The following is a 16,437-nucleotide window of genomic DNA, read 5'->3' on the forward strand; positions in this document are numbered from 1 at the left end:
ACCCGAACAGACAGGAGGCGACCCCGTGACCATCACGGCGCTCACCGGAATCTCCCAACTCGTCACGAACGACCCCGGCGTCGAGACCCCCGCCGCCGGGCACCACGCACCGCTCGGAGTCATCACCGATGCCGCCGTCGTGTTCGATGACACGCGCGTGCTGTGGCGCGGCCCCGAGCGCGAGCTGCCCGAGGGCTTCGCCGACGCGGTCGTCGACGTGGGCGGACGCTCCGTGATGCCCGGCTTCGTCGACAGCCATGCGCACCTCGCCTTCGCGGGCGACCGGGCCGACGAGTTCGCCGCGCGCATGGCCGGCCAGTCGTACAGCGCCGGCGGCATCCGCAGCACCGTCGCGAACACCCGTGCGGCCAGCGACGAGCAGCTCGCCGCGAACGTGCGCCGACTGCGTGACGAGGCGCTCGCCCAGGGAACCACCACGCTCGAGAGCAAGTCGGGCTACGGCCTCAGCGTGCTCGACGAGCGCCGCAGCCTCGAGGTCATCGGGCGGTTCACGGCCGAGTCGACGTTCCTCGGCGCCCACGTGGTTCCGCCCGAGTTCGCCGACCGGCCCGACGACTACGTGTCTCTCGTCGCGGGCGAGATGCTCGACGCCTGCGCTCCCCACGCCAAGTGGATCGACGTGTTCTGCGACCGCGGCGCCTTCGACGTCGATGCGGCCCGCACGATCCTCACCGCCGGAATCGCCGCGGGACTCGCGCCGCGCATCCATGCCGGCCAGCTCGAGCAGGGCGGCGGCATCCAACTGGCCGTCGAGCTCGGCGCCGCGTCCGCCGACCACGTGACCTACGCGAGCGACGCCGACATCGAGGCGCTCGCGTCGTCGTCGACCGTGGCCACCCTGCTGCCCGGGGCCGAGTTCTCGACCCGGGCACGGTATCCGGATGCGCGTCGGTTCCTCGACGCGGGCGTCACCGTGGCGCTGGCCGCCGACTGCAACCCGGGATCGAGCTACACCACGAGCATCCCGTTCTGCATCGCCGTGGCCGTGCGCGACATGCTCATGACACCGGGCGAGGCGGTGTGGGCGGCGACTGCCGGCGGGGCTGCGGCACTGCGGCGCACTGACGTGGGGTCGCTGCGCGTCGGCGCGGCGCCCGACCTGCTGGTTCTGGATGCCCCGTCGTATCTGCACCTCGCCTACCGCCCGGGGGTTCCGCTCGTGCGGTCGGTGTGGCGTGGCGGGGCGGTCGTCTCGAGTCGCGCGTCGTGACGGGGGGCGTGGTCGCCTCTGTCCTTCGGGCGGGCGACCGGGTCGGCGTTCCGTGGCGCAATGGCGGGGGCACGACGACGGTCGTCGCCGCTGAGCCCGACTGGCGGGTGAGCATCGCGACGATCTCCGAGGCGGGAGACTTCTCCGCGTTCCCCGGGGTCGACCGGGTGCTGATGCCCCTGTCGCCGGCGGGGCTGACCCTGGCGATCGCGGGGCGCATCCGGCCGCTTGTCCAGTACGAGACCGTCTCGTTCGCCGGCGAGGAGGAGGTCGCCTCGGTGGACGTCTCGTCGACCGGTCTCGATCTCAATCTCATGACGAGGCGCGGGGAGTGCGACGGGTCTCTCGAGCTGAGCCGCCTGGACGGGACCCAGTCGTTCTCGGCGGTCGACGGCGGGACGACCCTGGTGATCGTGCTCGACGGCGATGTCTCGGGGGCCGGCGGGCCGTTGCTGAATCACGACGCCGTACTGCTGCCATCCGGAGCTGCGGTCGAGCTGACCGGTCACGGAGCTCTGGCCGTCGTCGGGGTGTCGCGACCATACTGAGGCCATGACCGATGCGAACATCGCCACTTTTCCGCCCCTTGTCGTCGGCACCGATCCCGAGGCGGTGAGAAAGGCGTTCCGGCTCCCGCTCGCCTTCGTCGCCGGGTTCATCGTGGTGATCGCGTTCGTCGCCGTGCTGGTCACCGCGATGATGGCGTCGCTGTCGGGGTTCGGCTCCGGCGTGCTCGCCGCACTGCCCTTTCTGATCACGCTCAGCTACATGGTCTATCTGGCGGTGCGAACCGCGCAGACGGCGGGCGAGCGGGCGTCGGCAGGTACCGTGCTGACGATCGATGCCGCAGGCCTGAACGCCACCATCCCGCAGGGCGTGCTCGTACTGCCGTGGCAGGCGATCGAGTCGGTCGCACTTCAGAAGCGGGGCAGGCACCGCATTGCGATCTTCCGAACGGTGCACGGCGTGACCCCCGACAGCCCCGGAATTCAGACCACCATCAAGCCGGGCATCTTCCGGCTGCTGGCGAAGAAGGGCTTCCGCATCGGCTCGGCGGGAATCGACGTGCCCGTGCAGACGGTCCTCGACGCGACGGCCGCGTTCACGGGCGGACGCCTCGTCGCTCGCTGACAGGCGCCCGCCTACTCCTCCGTGAAGATCAGCCTGTCGAGCGCGGCGTTGCGGAACGCGCCCGTCGGGTCCCACTCCGCGGCCAGAGCCCGGAACTCGGGAAGCCGCGGATACAGCCGTGACAGGGTCGCGGCATCCACCGTGTTGAGCTTGCCCCAGTGGGGCCGCGCGTCGAACGGCGCGAGCGCCTCTTCGATCTGCGGCAGCAGGGCCAGAACGGCGTCGGGCTCGTTCTTCCACGTGAAGTGGATGATGAGCGAGTCGCGCTGGTAGGCCATGCTCAACCAGAGGTTGTCGGCGGCGGCGGTGCGCAGCTCGGTGATGATCAGGTGTGGAGCGATCTTCTCTCCGAGGGCCCGCACGGCGCGCAGGGCGTCGCCGCCTTGAGAACGCGGAACGAAGTACTCCGTCTGGATCTCGTCGCCGTTCGACGGGATGCGGTCGAGCCGGAAGTGCGGAAGCCGTTCGAGCCATGGCCCGGGCTTGCCGCCCTGCTCGTTGAGGTTGTCGTCGGAGGTCTCCCACAGCGAACCCGCCGAGACGATGTCGCGCTTCGCGCCGTTCCACTCGTCGGGAACATCGACACCGGAGTCGAGCCTGGTCTTCACCCAGAAGTTGGCGATGGTGTCCTCGACCCAGTCGGTGAACACGCTCACGCTGTAGCCCAGCGAGGTCACTCCCTCGACGTCGTCGAGCAGCACGTCCCAGGGCAGGCCGCGGAAGACATCCTGCCGAACCTGGAACGACGGCTGGATGTCGAGGGTGATGCGCACGACAACGCCGAACGCCCCGAGGCCCACGACAAGGCCGTCGAAGCCGGGCTCACCGCGTCGAACGGTGCGCAGCTCGCCGTCGGCCGTCACGAACTCGAGCGCCGAGACCGCAGTCGAGAGCACCCCGTTGCCGTTGCCCGAGCCGTGCGTTCCCGTGGCGATGGCGCCCGCGATCGAGATGTGCGGCAGCGAGCCCATGTTGTGCAGGGCCCAGCCGTTGTCTTCGAGGTAGCGGGCCAGGATTCCGTAGCGCGTGCCCGCCCCGACGGTGACCGTCTGGGCCTCGTCGTCGAGAACGAAGTCGGGCTCGATCCCGGTGACGGTCACGAGCAGGGCGTCGGTGTCGGCGATGTCGCTGAACGAGTGTCGGGTGCCGAGGGCGCGGATGCGCTCCGCCCCGGCGACGAGGGAGGACACCTCATCGATCGTGGTCGCATCGACGATGTCGGCGGCCTTGTATTCGAGCGTTCCCGCCCAGTTCAGCTCGGGTTCGTTACTCACGCGGTTCCTTCGGTCTCGATTCTCCAGTCGCCCGACGTGAGCGACAGGGTCGCGGCCGACGCATCCGGTGAGATGGCAGAAGCCGGCTCGCCGTTGACAGCCACGGTTGTAGCGTACGCGGGAAGAGTCACCACGGCGGACGTATTCGCCGGCACGGTCACATGGATGCGCGTGCTCTGCGCGCCCCGGTCGATCGAGAGTGAGATGGTGCCGCGTGGGGAGGCGAAATCCGCACTCACCGATGCGAACTCGCCGGTGTAGTCGGGGTCGACGGCGAACACCCGGTAGGCCGACTCGAGCGAACGCAGGCCGAGCACGCCACGCCAGAAGTACTCGAGGGCGTGGCCGAGCATGTCGTGGTTCTTCGAGCGCACCTCGTCGGCCCAGAATTCGGGCAGCGTGGTCTCTCCGCGGCGGATGAACCGCATGTAGCTCGGGTGCTCCTCGCGCCGGGCCATGCGCATCCAGATGTCACTGCGCTTGAGGTCGGCGAGTTGCAGGAACAGGTACCGCATACCGATCTCCCCTGTCTCGAAGGTGGCCTTGTCGGCCTCGTCGAGGAACGCGGCCACCACGTCGGCCCTGTGCTCGGGTGGCACGAGGCCGAACTGCAGCGCGGCGGCCTGGTTGACCGCGGTGATCGAGGTGGGCAGGCCGTCGCGGTTCACGTAGCGGTACCGGCCGGTCTCAGGGTCGGCCTCCAGCAGGTGATCGTTGTACACCCGGGTGACCTCGGAGGCCTTGTTGCGGTACGCCACGGCGTCGGCCAGCCTGCCGAGCCGGTCGGCGAACGAGGCCATGATGCGCAGGCAGTCGATGTAGATCGCGGTCTCGAGATTCGCGTGTCCGTTGCCGTATGCGCCGCTGACGCCCCAGTCGCCGAGGCCGTGCCGGATGATGCCGCCGAGCACCTCCTTGCCCTGCAGGTAGCTCATGTAGCGCGCCGCCGCCGGATACGCCTCGGCGAGCATGCCCGTGGAGTCGTAGGCGTCGACGAGGAACTTCGGCAGGTACACGATCGCGCTGCCCCAGGCGATCGAGTCTCGGAACGGCCCGGTCATGTAGCGGATCTCGGGTGCCATCGTCGGCACGAGCCCGTCGCTGTCCTGCGCGCGCATCACGTCGCGGAGGATCTTCGTGTAGAGATCCTCGACGTCGCGGATGTACTGCGTGCCGTTCGCCAGCAGGTGCACCACCTCGAGCCAGCCGAATTTCTCGATCTGCGGACAGTCGGTGTGCAGGCTCTGCAGGTTGCTCGCGAACGTCGGCTCGAGCACGGCGAGGATGGCGTTGGCGTCGTCGACGTCCGTCGTCATCGTGCCGGTGCGTGGCGAGGCGCTGGACACGAAGTGCCCGCGCACGTCGGTGATGCGCGGAAGACCGCTCGAGCCGTCGTCATCCATCGGGGCGACGCCCTCGAGCTGCACCCAGCGGGCGCCCGCATACGAGAAGTCGGGCTGCCATGTCTCGGGCTCGCCGGTTCCCGCGAGGGTGAAGGTCGAGTAGACGTGCGTGCCGAACTCCGAGAACTCGGGGTCGGGCATGACCAGCACGCCGTCGTCGCCGAGAGTCTCGCCGTAGCGCACCACGATGCGGTCGCCCGCGTCTCCCACCGCAGAGAGCTCGACCATCGTCGACATGTTCTGGCCCAGGTCGAAGACGAGTGTGCCCGGGCGCGGTTCTGTCACCTCGACGGGCGTGCGCGTCTCGATCGCGGTCAGCGCGGGCTGCGACTGGTAGCGCAGGTGCCCGCGCGGGCCCTGGATGAACGACGCGTGACGCCACTCGGAGTCGTCGAACCCGGCGGCCGTCCATCCGGTCGGGAAGAGTCTGCGGTCGTGGTCCTCCGACGCGTAGACGTTCGCCAGCGTCGTGGCCGACTCGCGGATGCGCCAGCTCTGGTCGCTGATCACCGTCTCGCGGCGGCCGTCGGCGTAGGTGAGGTGCAGCTCGGCCACGAACGGCAGCTCGTTGCCGTAGCGCACGTACGTCTTGTCTTCGTAGAGCGGCCAGAAGAAGCGGTCGCCCTGCTCGCCGGCGTAGAAGCCGTTGCCCACGTGCGCGCCGAGGGCGTTGCGGCCCGCCGCAATGCGCCCCGTGAGGTCGTAGGCCGCGTACTGCACGGCCTGGTGGTAGTCGGTCCAGCCCGGGTCGAGACGGTGATCGGATGCGGGCGCGCCGTTCGCGAAGAACTGCAGGTGGCCGAGTCCGGTCGCGAACGCGATGGCTCGCACGGGCGTCTCGTCTAGCTCGAACTCGCGCCGCACGTAGAAGGGCCTGTCGCTCGTCGTGCCGATCCAGCGTCCCTTCCACCGCGCATCCGGGTCGGCGAACCAGCTGCGGAACAGCAGGCTGTCGTCGGGCATGACGTCGCGGTTCGGACTCAAGGGGGGAGCGGCGTGCGAGTTCTGGTAGCCCGTGTGGAAGAAGGCGGGATCGCTCGTGGACTCGCGTCCGCGCTCGTCGCGCACGGCCACGCTCCACCGGTAGGCGGTCGTCGGCAGCAGGGGCTCCTCGGGCTCGAGTGCGATGTCGCGGGTGGCGTCGCAGTCGACCCAGTCGCTGTCCCAGACGGCGCCTCGGGGGTCGCCCGGCGCATCCGTCAGGTCGAGCCGGATGCGGTACGCCGTCTGGCGGGCTCCACGTTCGGGGCTCTCGATGCGCCAGTAGACGCGCAGCTCGGGTTCGTCGACGGCGAGCGTCTCTGCGAAGCCGTGGATGCCGAGACCGGTGACGTGCATAGAGTTGCCTCTCGTGAAACGAACGCCATTGAAGCGCTTCAATGTGACCACCGTACAGACCGGACCCGGCATGGTGCAAGCAGTGCCCGCCCCAACTCAGGAAAAACCGCGCGTGGATCGCGTCTTCGTCCTTCGAGGAGCGGTTCTTCCTGCGATAGAGCGGCAGCCCCGGGGTCAGCGGTGCCCGAGGGTGCTCTCGCGCTCCAGGATCGTCGGGCTCAGCACCGTCGTGCGGTGCTCGTGCGAGGCGCCGGCGATCTCCTCGACGAGCAGGCGCACCGCCTCCACGCCCATGCGGTAGCCCGGGGGCTCCACGGTGGAGAAGGGCAGCGGGCTCTCCCACGCGCTGCGGTTTCCGTCACTGCCCATCACGGCGACGTCAGTGGGGATCGAGACGCCCGGCATCGCGAGCAGCGACTGCAGGATGCCGAGGGCCAGCAGGTCGGTCGAGGCGATGATCCCGACACGGCCGGCCGCGGCGGCCCAGGCCGCACCGTGCTCGGAGCCGACGGCACGCCCGTCGGCGGCGGTGACGGCATCCGTTCGCACGAGCGACAGCTCGACACCGGCCTCGGATGCCGCACGGGTCGCACCCAGGCGGCGATCGCGCACGGGCTGCAGTCGTTCGGGCCCCGCCACGAACACGAGCTCGCGCACACCGGTCGAGAGCAGGTGGCGGGCGGCGAGGTAACCGTCGAGCACGTTGTCCATCAGCACGGTGCAGCACTCGATGAGCGGGTCGCTGTAGTTGACGAGCACCACGGGGCGCCCGTGGCTGCGCACTCGCTCGATGCCCGCACGCGAGTCGTGCATGGGGGCGAGCAGCATGCCCTGGGTTCTGGCCTCGTCGAAGAGGTCGAGGTAGCGGTCCTGCTCGGCGAGGCTGTCGGCGCTCGACGCGATCAGCAGGCTGAGGCCGTGCTCGCGCGCCTCGGCCTGCGCGCCCTTCGACAGGTCGACGAACAGGCTGTTGCCGAGGTCGGGAACGATGAGAGCGATGCTGTCGGTCGAGCCTCCGGCCAACGAGCGGGCGTTCGCGTTGCGCACGAAGCCCAGCTCGGCGATGGCCTGCTGCACCCGCAGCCGGGTCGCCTCTGCCACGCGCTGCGGGTGGTTGAGAACGTTCGAGACGGTGCCGAGGGCGACGCCGGCCGCCGTCGCGACGTCCTGCATGCTCGGTTGCGGCGGGGGCTTGGGTGTGCCAGACATACGAACGTCCCTTCTGCCACGAACGACTCTTCGGCGAGCGCGGGTGATCACGCACTGCGCGGTGGTGCTGCACGCGCGATCTGCGCGGACGCCCGCGTTCGCACCCGCTGCCCAACTGCAGGAGAGTCTAGCGACGAGCCAGTGCGACTCCCGCGGGAACCCGGGCGACGTGGCTGCCGTGCTGCAGCGCGATCGGCTCGTGACCCTCCAGCTCGAGCACCGCCGAGGCGCCCACGGGCACGCGCGTCTCGACCACGAGCTCGTCGCCGTCGAGGCGCCAGGCGATCGACACCGTGCCGTAGGGCGACTCGTGCACGGCGGACGCGTGGGTGAGCCCGCCTCCCGGCTGGGGGCGGAACGCGATCGTGCGGTAGCCCGGTTCAGCCGGCGCGAGGCCCGCCACGACGCGGTGCATCCAGTCGGCGACGGCCCCCAGCGCGTAGTGGTTGAACGACGTCATCGTGCCCGGGTTGACCCGGCCGTCGGGCAGCTGGCTGTCCCAGCGTTCCCAGATGGTGGTCGCTCCCTGAGTCACGGCGTAGAGCCACGACGGGCACTCCCTCTCGAGAAGCAGGTCGTAGGCGGTGTCGACCGCGTCGGCCATCGTCAGGGCATCCGACACCAGGGGGGTGCCCGCGAAACCGGTGGCGATGCGGTTGCCGGCCGCCTCCACGAGTTCGGCGAGGCGCCGCCCGGCAGCCGCCCGGCGGGCGTCATCCGGGATCAGGTCGAAGGTGATGGCGAGCGAGTACGCGGTCTGCGCGTCGGAGGTGAGGCGGCCATCGGACAGCAGGTACTCGGCTGCGAAGGCGTCGCGGACCTCGTCGGCGAGAAGGCCGTAGTGCTCTGCGTCGTCGTCTTTGCCGAGGACCTCTGCGGTGAGGCTGAGGTGCCGCGCGCTCCAGGCGAAGTACGCGGTGGCGACCAGGTACTTGTCGGTCGTCGCGTCGGCCGGGTCCTGCGGCGGAGCGGCGGGATCGAGCCAGTCGCCCAGCTGGAAGCCCTCGTTCCACAGGTGGTCGTCGCCGGAGAGGCGGTCCATCAGGTCGACCCAGCCCTTGGCGCTGTCGTACTGCTCGGCGAGCACGCCCACGTCTCCGTAGCGCTCGTAGAGCACCCACGGCGTGAGCACGGCGACGTCGCCCCAGACGGCGCCCGGTCTGATCGGTGTCCACATCTGATGCGCCGGAATCGCAGGAACGTACCAGGGCACGGTTCCGTCGGGAAGCTGCTCGACGGCCACGTCCTTCAGCCAGCTGCCGAGGAAGCCCGACACGTCGTAGAGGAACGACGCCGTCGGCGCGAAGACCTGGATGTCGCCGGTCCAGCCCACGCGCTCGTCGCGCTGCGGGCAGTCGGTCGGGATGTCGACGAAGTTTCCGCGCATGCTCCACACGACGTTCTCGTGCAGGCGGTTCACGAGTTCGTCCGAGCTGTCGAACCAGCCGGTGCGCTCCATGTCGGAGTGGTACACCCGGGCCACGATCGCGCCCCGGGCCACGGCCTCGCGCACGTCTCCCGGCCATCCGCCCACGTCGACGAAACGGAAGCCGTGCATCGTGAACCGGGGCTCCCACTCCTCGACCTCGCGGCCCGCGAGCGTGTAGCTGTCGGTCGAGCGCGCCTCGCGCAGGGGGCGGGTGTAGATCTCGCCCTGCTGCATCACCTCGGCGGTGCGCAGTGTCACCGTCCGGCCGGCCTCGCCCGACACCTCGATGCGCACGCGCCCCACCAGGTTCTGGCCGAAGTCGAGCACCGTTCCGCCCGAGGGGGTGTCGATGATCTCGACAGGCAGCACCTCCTGGGTGCAGCGCACGGGCGGCCCATCCGGGGCGGTGAGGGTGGCGGGGTCGCGATAGCGCACGGCCACAGGGGTCCACGCGCTGTCGTCGAATCCGGGGCTCGACCAGCCGGCCTGCTCGTCGCGCGCGTCGTAGTCCTCGCCGTCGTAGTTGCCGGTGCGCACGATCGGACCGAACGCGGCGCTCCATGTCTTGTCGGTGGCGATCGTCTCGACGCGGCCATCGGTATAGGTGACCTCGAGCTGCGCGATCAGCGACAGGTCGCTGCCGAAGAGGTTGCGCCATCCGCCGCGCCACCCCAGGCGGCCGCGGTACCAGCCGTCACCGAGCCACGAGCCGATCGCGTTCTCGCCGTCGACCAGGTGTTCCGTCACGTCGTAGCTGTAGTAGCGCAGACGCTGGGCGTAGCTGGTCCAGCCGGGAGACATGGCGTCGTCGCCCACGCGGCGGCCGTTGATCTCGACCTCGTAGAGGCCGTGCGCCGAGGCGTACAGGCGGGCCGATGCGACGGGCCCGGTCAGCGCGAACGCTCGGCGCACGAGCGCCGGGCGACGATCATCCGATTCGAACTCCTCGCGCCAGGCGCCGCCCACCGGCTTGGCCACCCAGTCGGATGCGTCGAGCAGGCCCGTCTCGAGAGTGGATGGCTCACTCCACTCGCTCTGGATGCCATCTTCTCCCGTGAGGCGCACCCGCACGGTGGCCCGCTCGCGCGAGACGAGATCGGGGCCGGGCCAGGGAACGAGCACGGACTCCGCGGAGTCGACCCGGCGCGTGGCGGGGATGCCGTTGCGGGTGACCTCGAGCTCATAGCTCGCCTGCGCCCATCCCGGGTCGGCGATGGTCTTCCACGACAGGCGGGGCCGGCGGTCTCCGATGCCGAAGGGAACGCGGTGATGCTCGATCGAGGGGGCTGATGGGGTGGCCGACATGGCATACCTCTGTCTGGGACGGTGAAGCTGAGGGAAGGAGAACTGATGGCGACGGAGCCCGTCGTGGGGGGGGGGGGGGTCCCCCCCCCCCCCCCCCCCCCCCCCCACGCCGGGGTTCTAGCCCTTAACCGAGCCGGCCGTGAGGCCCTTCATGATCTGCTGGTTGAGGAACAGGTACAGGATCAGGATTCCGCCGGTCGTGATGCAGATCGCGGCGAACAGCGGCCCGTAGTCGGTGGCGCCGTACTCGCCCGAGAAGTTGAGCAGTCCGGCCTGGATGGTGTTGAGCGAACGGTTGCTGGCGAAGGTGATGGCGATGAGCAGGTCGTTCCAGATGAGGAAGAACTGCACGAGGCCCACGGTGATCACGGCGTTGCGCACCATCGGGAAGCCGATGTACCAGAACGAGCGCAGCATCGACGAGCCGTCGATCGTCGCCGCCTCGAACACCTCGCGAGGGATCGCCCGGAAGTACGTGGCCATCATGAAGATCGTCAGCGGAAGTCCGTGGCCCGTGTAGATGATGATCAGGGGCAGCAGCGAGCCGGTGATGTTCAGGTTGAAGAAGATCGTGAACAGCGGCAGCAGGATCATCTGCACGGGGATCATGATGCCCGCGAGAATCAGCAGAAGGATGCCGCCGCGGCCCTTGAACACCATGACCTCGAGGGCGAACCCGCCGGCGACGCCGAGGATCACGATGAGCGCGAGCGATGGGACCGTCGCGATGAGGCTGTTGGTGATCGTCGTCGCGAGGTTTCCCGTCAGCCACGCCGAGACGTAGTTGCCCCACTCCCACACCTCGGGCAGTGCCCAGGAGGGGTTGTTCAGGAAGTCGGTGTTCGACTTCAGGGAGTTGATGAACATCCAGAAGAGCGGGTAGATCTCGATGACCAGCAGCACGCCGATCACGATCAGCACGGGGATGCGCTTGAGGAATCGGATCGGTGCGGGCGTGCGTCCTCCGACGTCGTGCTTCACGAGGGCGGAGGTCCGGTCGAGATTGTCGACGTTCGTCACAGTCATGGTCACGCCTCCTTAGATGGTGTTGTCGCGGCGGGCGCCGCGGAAGATGAGGGCGGTCACGATGAGGCACATGATGCTCAGCACGAGAGCGATGGTCGAGCCGTATCCGTAGTCGCTGAAGGCGAACGCGGTGCGGTACATGTACAGCGTGAGTGGTGTCGTCTCGTTGCCCGGGCCTCCGCCGGTCAGCGCGAAGACCGAGTCGAAGACCTTGATCGTTCCGTTGATGCTGAAGATGATCGACGAATAGAGGATCGGCAGCGACATCGGGAGGACGATGTTCTTGAAGAGCGAGAAGCCGCGGGCGCCGTCGATGCGGGCGGATTCGATGATGTCCTCGGGGATGTCGAGGAGGCCGGTGTAGAGCAGCACCCCGTAGAAGCCCATCGATCGCCAGACATCCATGATCACGATGACGATGAATGCCGTCGTTCCCGAGCCGAGCCAGTCGACGCTGCCGAGGCCGACGTTCACCAGCAGCTCGTTGACCAGACCGTCTTTCGGGGCCGACTGGAAGAGCTTCTGGTAGAGCAGGGCGATGGCCACGGTCGGAACGACGACCGGGAAGAAGACGAGCGTGCGGATGATCGCCGAGGACTTCTTGAGCACGAACGTGTACAGCAGGGCGAGGCCGTAGCCGAAGACGACCTGCAGGATCGTGAGAAGAAGCGCGTACTTGACGGTGAAGCCGAGGGCGGCCTGCACATCCGGGTCGGTGAAGAGCCGGGTGAAGTTGTTGATGCCGTTGAACTCGAAACCCTCGAGGGCGTTGCCCTTGAAGAAGGTGTAGCCGAACGACCAGACCACGGGCACGAGGATGACGAGCGTGTAGACCAGCAGGGCGGGTCCGAGGAGGATGGCGATCGTTTTGCGGTCGCCCAGAACTTGCTTCATGGGAGCCTTTCCCGTGGTAGGAGGCCGGCCGGGCGGTGAGTGTCCGGCGGCGGCGAGGGCAGCGTGAGGTGGGCCCTCCGCGAGGCCCGCCGCCATCCGGTGCTGCATGGATGGCGACGAGCCCGCGAGGGGCGGGAGTGGTGGTGGCGCTAGCCCGCGTCGAGGTCGGTCTGGAGGAGCTTCATGAAGTCCTCCGGGCTGAGCTGACCGGTGACCAGGAGCGACGCGTTCTTCGACGAGTCCTGTCCGGCCTTCGCATTGAACAGCGCCTCGAACCACAGCACGCTCTCGGTGCTGCCGGCGATGCGGTCCTGCACGTCGACGGTCAGGGCGGGCAGGTCGGTGACCGGCTCCTTCGACTTGAAGCCGGAGATGGCGCCCGACTGCTCGAGCGAGACCTGGCCGTAGTTCTCGGTGATGCACTTCAGCCAGTCGGCGACCTTGGGGGTGTACGTGTCGGCGCCGAAGGTCTGGGGCAGACCGACGTTGGCCGGGTACTGGTCGATGCTTCCCGCGCCGCCTTCGACGGCGGGGAACGGCATGAATCCGATGTTGTCGACGCCGACGGTGTTCTTCTCGGGGTCGTTGGCACTCTCGAGGAACCAGGTTCCCATGTACATCATCGCGGCCTTGCCGGTGAGCAGCTCGTTGTAGGAGCTGTCGATGTCGAGCGAGGCGATGTTGTCGTCGAAGTAGCCCGCTGCACCGAGGTCGGCGATGGCCTGGGCGGCCGCCACGTATTCGGGGTCGGTCAGCTTGGCGTCACCGTCGGCGACCTTCTGCAGGGCGTCCGGTCCGAGGTCGCGGAAGAGGTAGCTGGAGATGAGGCGCGTGATCGGCCATCCCTGCTCGCCCGAGGCCGTGAAGGGGGTGATGCCGTCGGCCTCGAACTGCGACGCGACGTCGACGAGCTCGTCGTAGGTCTGGGGCTCCTCGAGTCCACGCTCGGCGAACATCGTCTTGTTGTAGAAGATGCCCTCGATGTTGAACTGGAACGGAAGGAAGTTGAAGTTTCCGCCGTAGAGGTTCTTGATGGTCGAGATGGCGGCGGGCTCGATGTCGTCGAGAACGCCGAGCTTCTCGAGCTCGGTCTCGAAGTTCAGCAGCTTGCCGGCCTTGTCGAGCTTGGCGCCCTCCGCCGGGGTTCCGGCGGCCGCGAACATCACGGGAAGAGCGTTCTGGCTGGCGAGCAGCTGGATCTGGCTGTCGAGGTCGGCCTGCGGAATGGACGAGACCTCGAGCGGCAGGGCCGTGTTCTCGGTCTTGCACTGGTTCTCGGCGAGTTCGTTGAACACGGGCTCTGTGTTCGTGTTCTCGGTGTTCTTGAGGTACGTGAGCTTCGTAGGCTCAGAAGAGGATCCGCCTGCGGCGCAGCCGCTCAGGATCATGGTGCCGATACCGACTGCAGCGAGTGCGGCAACGACGGGACGCCTGAGGCGTCGGCTGCGTGGTGCTGTGGTCACAATTCCTCCTTGAAGTGCGACGCCTCCTTTGAGACGTTTCAATTGGGGATGCTAGTTCGGCTTCTGAATCGTGTCAAGCGAATGTCGACTCCGAGATTGAATCGTGTCAAAGCAACCGTGGAGCGCTTCAAACCGGGGTCGCCCGCCCAAACGGGCGTCTCGCCGTCCCCGCGCATCCGATCGTGGCCCTGCGGCCTCGGGTTTGCTACCATCGATTATTGAAACGTTACAAAGCCGGAGTGCCGGCTTCGAGGTCGACGACGACACGAGAAGGATGAAGACACAGTGGTCAACGCACATTCAGACGAAGCATCGAACGGAACACTTGCGGGCAAGCGCGCGGTCGTGACCGGGGGAGCAGGGGCCTTGGGTCGTGTGATCGTCACGACGCTGGCGGCCGCCGGCGCCGACGTCGCGATCCTCGACCTCGACGCATCCGGGGCAGAGGCTCTGGCCGAGCAGGTGCGTGCCACGGGGCGTCGCGCACTCGGTGTCGGGGTCGACCTCACCGACTTCGAGGCCGTGCAGGCCGCGGGTGCGACGGTCGTCTCGGAATGGGGCGGCGTCGACATCCTGCTCAATGGCGCCGGCGGCGGAGCGGTCTCGTTCTTCCACGAGATGACGGCCCAGACCTGGAACACCCAGATCGAGCGCAACCTCACGACCGTCTTCAACGTGACGCGCGCCTTCCTCCCCTCGATGATCGAGCAGAAGTCGGGCCGCATCATCAACATCGCCTCGATCGCCGCCATCTCGGGCGGGCGGCTCGTGCGCGGCGCCACCGCGTACGCCGCAGCGAAGGCCGGCGTCGTCGGGCTCACCAAGGCGCTGGCCATCGAGGTGGCCGAGGACGGCATCACGGTGAACGCCCTCGCCCCCGGAGCGCAGGCCACGCCGGGCCGCGACAACGACACTCCCGAGCGCCGCGAGGCCCTGCTCGACCAGATCCCCACACGCCTGCTCGGAGAGCCGCAGCACCTGGCCGACACGGTGGTGTTCCTCGCGGGCCCGGCTGCCGTCAACATCACCGGACTCATCCTGCCGCTCGACGGCGGACACTCGATCTAGCTCGACCTGAGGAGACATGACCATGACGAAACGACTCGACAAGGGCAAGCACTGGTTCAACGAGGTCTACGGCGAGGGCAAGGCCGACGGGCTCATCGAGATGCAGACCGGTCTGGCGCAGGATCTGGCCCGCTTCGGCATCGAGTTCAACTTCGGTGACATCTACTCGCGCCCCGGGCTCACGCTCGCGCAGCGAGAACTGCTGACGATCGCCTCGCTCGTGACCATCGGCGGGCTCGAACCCCAACTGCAAGGGCACACCCGAGGGGCGATCCGCGTGGGGTGCACTCCCACCGAGATCCTCGAGACGGTCATCCACACAGTGCAGTACTCCGGGTTCCCGAAGGCCCTGAACGCGATCCGCGTCGTCACGGATCAGCTCATCGCACTCGGAGTCGAGATTCCCGAGGCTCTGGGCCCCGACGAGGACTGACCGCGCTCGCCGCGTCACCTCACAGGGCGGCTGTGCCGCATCCGGTCAGGGGCGCGGCGCACGGGGCGCCTGGGTGGTCGTGGTCCGGATGCGGTACAGGCTCGTCGAGGCGGTCACGTAGAGATCCCGGCCGGATGCTCCGCCGAAGCACACGTTCGACACCTTCTCGGGGATCGGGATCCGCTCCAGCACCTCGCCCGTCGACGAGAGAACCTGCACGGAGTCCTCGCTCGAGGTCCAGATGCGCCCCTCGACGTCGACCCTGAAACCGTCGGATGCCCCGGGCCGCACCACGGCGAACTCGCGACCGTTCGAGCAGGTCGCGCCGCGAACATCCACGTCGTACGCCCTGATATGCCGCGCGGCCGCCGAGCCCGCGTAGAACCCGGTGTCGGAGACGAAGAGCGTCTTCTCGTCGCGCGAGAACGCGAGACCGTTGGGGTGGATCATGTCGGTGATCACCGGGTCGACCACGCCCGTTGCGGGATCGAGGCGGAACACGAAGCACCCCTCGTATTCGGGCTCGGCCGCGTGTCCCTCGCGCTCGGAGGGGTCGATTCCGTATGGCGGGTCGGTGAACCAGACGGTGCCGTCGGATGCGACGACGACGTCGTTCGGCGAGTTGAAGCGGACCCCGTTCCAGCGGTCGACGAGGGTCTGCGGAGGCGTGGAGCCGTCGACGCTCGTCTCGCGTTCGACGGAGCGGCGGCCGTGGCTGCACTGCACGACGCGGCCTTCGAGGTCGAGGGTGCGCCCGTTCGTGAACTCCGCGCCGGCACGGAACACGCGGGTTTCACCGCTCGCCTCGTCGTACTGCAGGATGCGATCGTTCGGGATGTCGCTCCAGCGCAGGCTGTCGAGGGCCCCGATCCACACGGGGCCTTCGCCCCACTCGGTTCCCGTGTAGAGGGTCTCGAGAGCGGCGCCGTCGAAGATGAGGGAGGTCACGCCGTCATCCTGCCAGACGGCGCCTGCTCGGGTGTCGCATCCGCGCCCCCGAGGCGCATCCGCTACCGGGCGACCGGACGCGGGTGCCCCGAACGGGCGCGGACGCGGCCCGCGGCCCGCGCGCCGTCGGAGCGCCCGCGTTGGAAATCGAGCGCTTCTTTGATACGTTTCAAAGATGCCGATCGTGAGCTTCGTTCAGTAGGGTCGGCTGACGGCTCGATTTGCCCGGCAATGGCGCGGGTACGGAGGATTGATACGTATGACTCGACCATTCTTTCGACCCGG

Annotated in this window: 13 protein-coding genes; 5 read left to right on the forward strand and 8 right to left on the reverse strand. The window is 68.3% G+C overall.

Annotated elements, in window-relative coordinates:
- Positions 1-25: 25 nt before the first annotated feature.
- Genes hutI through QCD70_RS07090 form a run of 3 tightly spaced genes read left to right on the forward strand, consistent with a single transcriptional unit; the run spans position 26 to position 2,362 of the window.
- Positions 26-1,231, forward strand: a complete 1,206-nt coding sequence (gene hutI / locus QCD70_RS07080) for an imidazolonepropionase (protein WP_301214575.1) — start codon at positions 26-28, stop codon at positions 1,229-1,231.
- Positions 1,232-1,239: 8 nt separating this feature from the next.
- Positions 1,240-1,779: a HutD/Ves family protein gene (locus tag QCD70_RS07085; protein WP_301214577.1), complete on the forward strand. Its 540-nt coding sequence runs from the start codon at positions 1,240-1,242 to the stop codon at positions 1,777-1,779.
- A gap of 4 nt (positions 1,780-1,783) precedes the next feature.
- Entirely contained in the window at positions 1,784-2,362 is a 579-nt protein-coding gene (locus QCD70_RS07090) for a hypothetical protein (protein ID WP_301214579.1), read from the forward strand.
- Positions 2,363-2,373: 11 nt separating this feature from the next.
- On the opposite strand, the gene QCD70_RS07095 is transcribed toward QCD70_RS07090, so the two are convergent.
- From QCD70_RS07095 to QCD70_RS07125, 7 genes are all read right to left on the reverse strand, one after another.
- The gene (locus QCD70_RS07095) at positions 2,374-3,636 is read right to left on the reverse strand and encodes a D-arabinono-1,4-lactone oxidase (RefSeq protein WP_301214581.1); all 1,263 of its coding nucleotides are present in this window, start codon (positions 3,634-3,636) and stop codon (positions 2,374-2,376) included.
- Positions 3,633-6,377, reverse strand: a complete 2,745-nt coding sequence (locus tag QCD70_RS07100) for a family 78 glycoside hydrolase catalytic domain (RefSeq protein ID WP_301214583.1) — start codon at positions 6,375-6,377, stop codon at positions 3,633-3,635. Before QCD70_RS07100 ends, QCD70_RS07095 begins: the two co-directional genes overlap by 4 nt.
- A 174-nt stretch (positions 6,378-6,551) precedes the next feature.
- On the reverse strand, positions 6,552-7,586 hold the full coding sequence (locus tag QCD70_RS07105; protein WP_301214585.1) for a LacI family DNA-binding transcriptional regulator: 1,035 nt from the start codon (positions 7,584-7,586) through the stop codon (positions 6,552-6,554).
- 127 nt (positions 7,587-7,713) lie between these two features.
- A complete protein-coding gene (locus tag QCD70_RS07110; protein ID WP_301214587.1) occupies positions 7,714-10,320 on the reverse strand; it encodes an alpha-L-rhamnosidase in 2,607 nt (868 codons plus the stop codon).
- Between the two features lie 117 nt (positions 10,321-10,437).
- On the reverse strand, positions 10,438-11,346 hold the full coding sequence (locus tag QCD70_RS07115) for a carbohydrate ABC transporter permease (protein ID WP_301214589.1): 909 nt from the start codon (positions 11,344-11,346) through the stop codon (positions 10,438-10,440).
- A gap of 12 nt (positions 11,347-11,358) precedes the next feature.
- On the reverse strand, positions 11,359-12,240 hold the full coding sequence (locus QCD70_RS07120) for a carbohydrate ABC transporter permease (protein WP_301214591.1): 882 nt from the start codon (positions 12,238-12,240) through the stop codon (positions 11,359-11,361).
- 149 nt (positions 12,241-12,389) lie between these two features.
- The gene (locus QCD70_RS07125; RefSeq protein WP_301214593.1) at positions 12,390-13,703 is read right to left on the reverse strand and encodes an ABC transporter substrate-binding protein; all 1,314 of its coding nucleotides are present in this window, start codon (positions 13,701-13,703) and stop codon (positions 12,390-12,392) included.
- A gap of 285 nt (positions 13,704-13,988) precedes the next feature.
- Between QCD70_RS07125 and QCD70_RS07130 the strand changes: the two genes are divergently transcribed.
- Positions 13,989-14,771 carry an SDR family NAD(P)-dependent oxidoreductase gene (locus tag QCD70_RS07130; protein WP_301214595.1) on the forward strand — a complete coding sequence of 261 codons (783 nt, stop codon included), beginning with the start codon at positions 13,989-13,991 and terminating at the stop codon, positions 14,769-14,771.
- Positions 14,772-14,793: 22 nt separating this feature from the next.
- The gene (locus QCD70_RS07135; protein ID WP_055924987.1) at positions 14,794-15,204 is read left to right on the forward strand and encodes a carboxymuconolactone decarboxylase family protein; all 411 of its coding nucleotides are present in this window, start codon (positions 14,794-14,796) and stop codon (positions 15,202-15,204) included.
- 45 nt (positions 15,205-15,249) lie between these two features.
- Here QCD70_RS07135 and QCD70_RS07140 read toward each other — a convergent pair whose 3' ends face one another.
- Complete coding sequence (locus QCD70_RS07140; RefSeq protein WP_301214599.1) at positions 15,250-16,152, reverse strand: SMP-30/gluconolactonase/LRE family protein; 903 nt, start codon at positions 16,150-16,152, stop codon at positions 15,250-15,252.
- Between the last annotated feature and the right edge of the window lie 285 nt (positions 16,153-16,437).

The sequence above is a fragment of the Agreia sp. PsM10 genome (assembly GCF_030433855.1).
Taxonomy (GTDB): domain Bacteria; phylum Actinomycetota; class Actinomycetes; order Actinomycetales; family Microbacteriaceae; genus Agreia.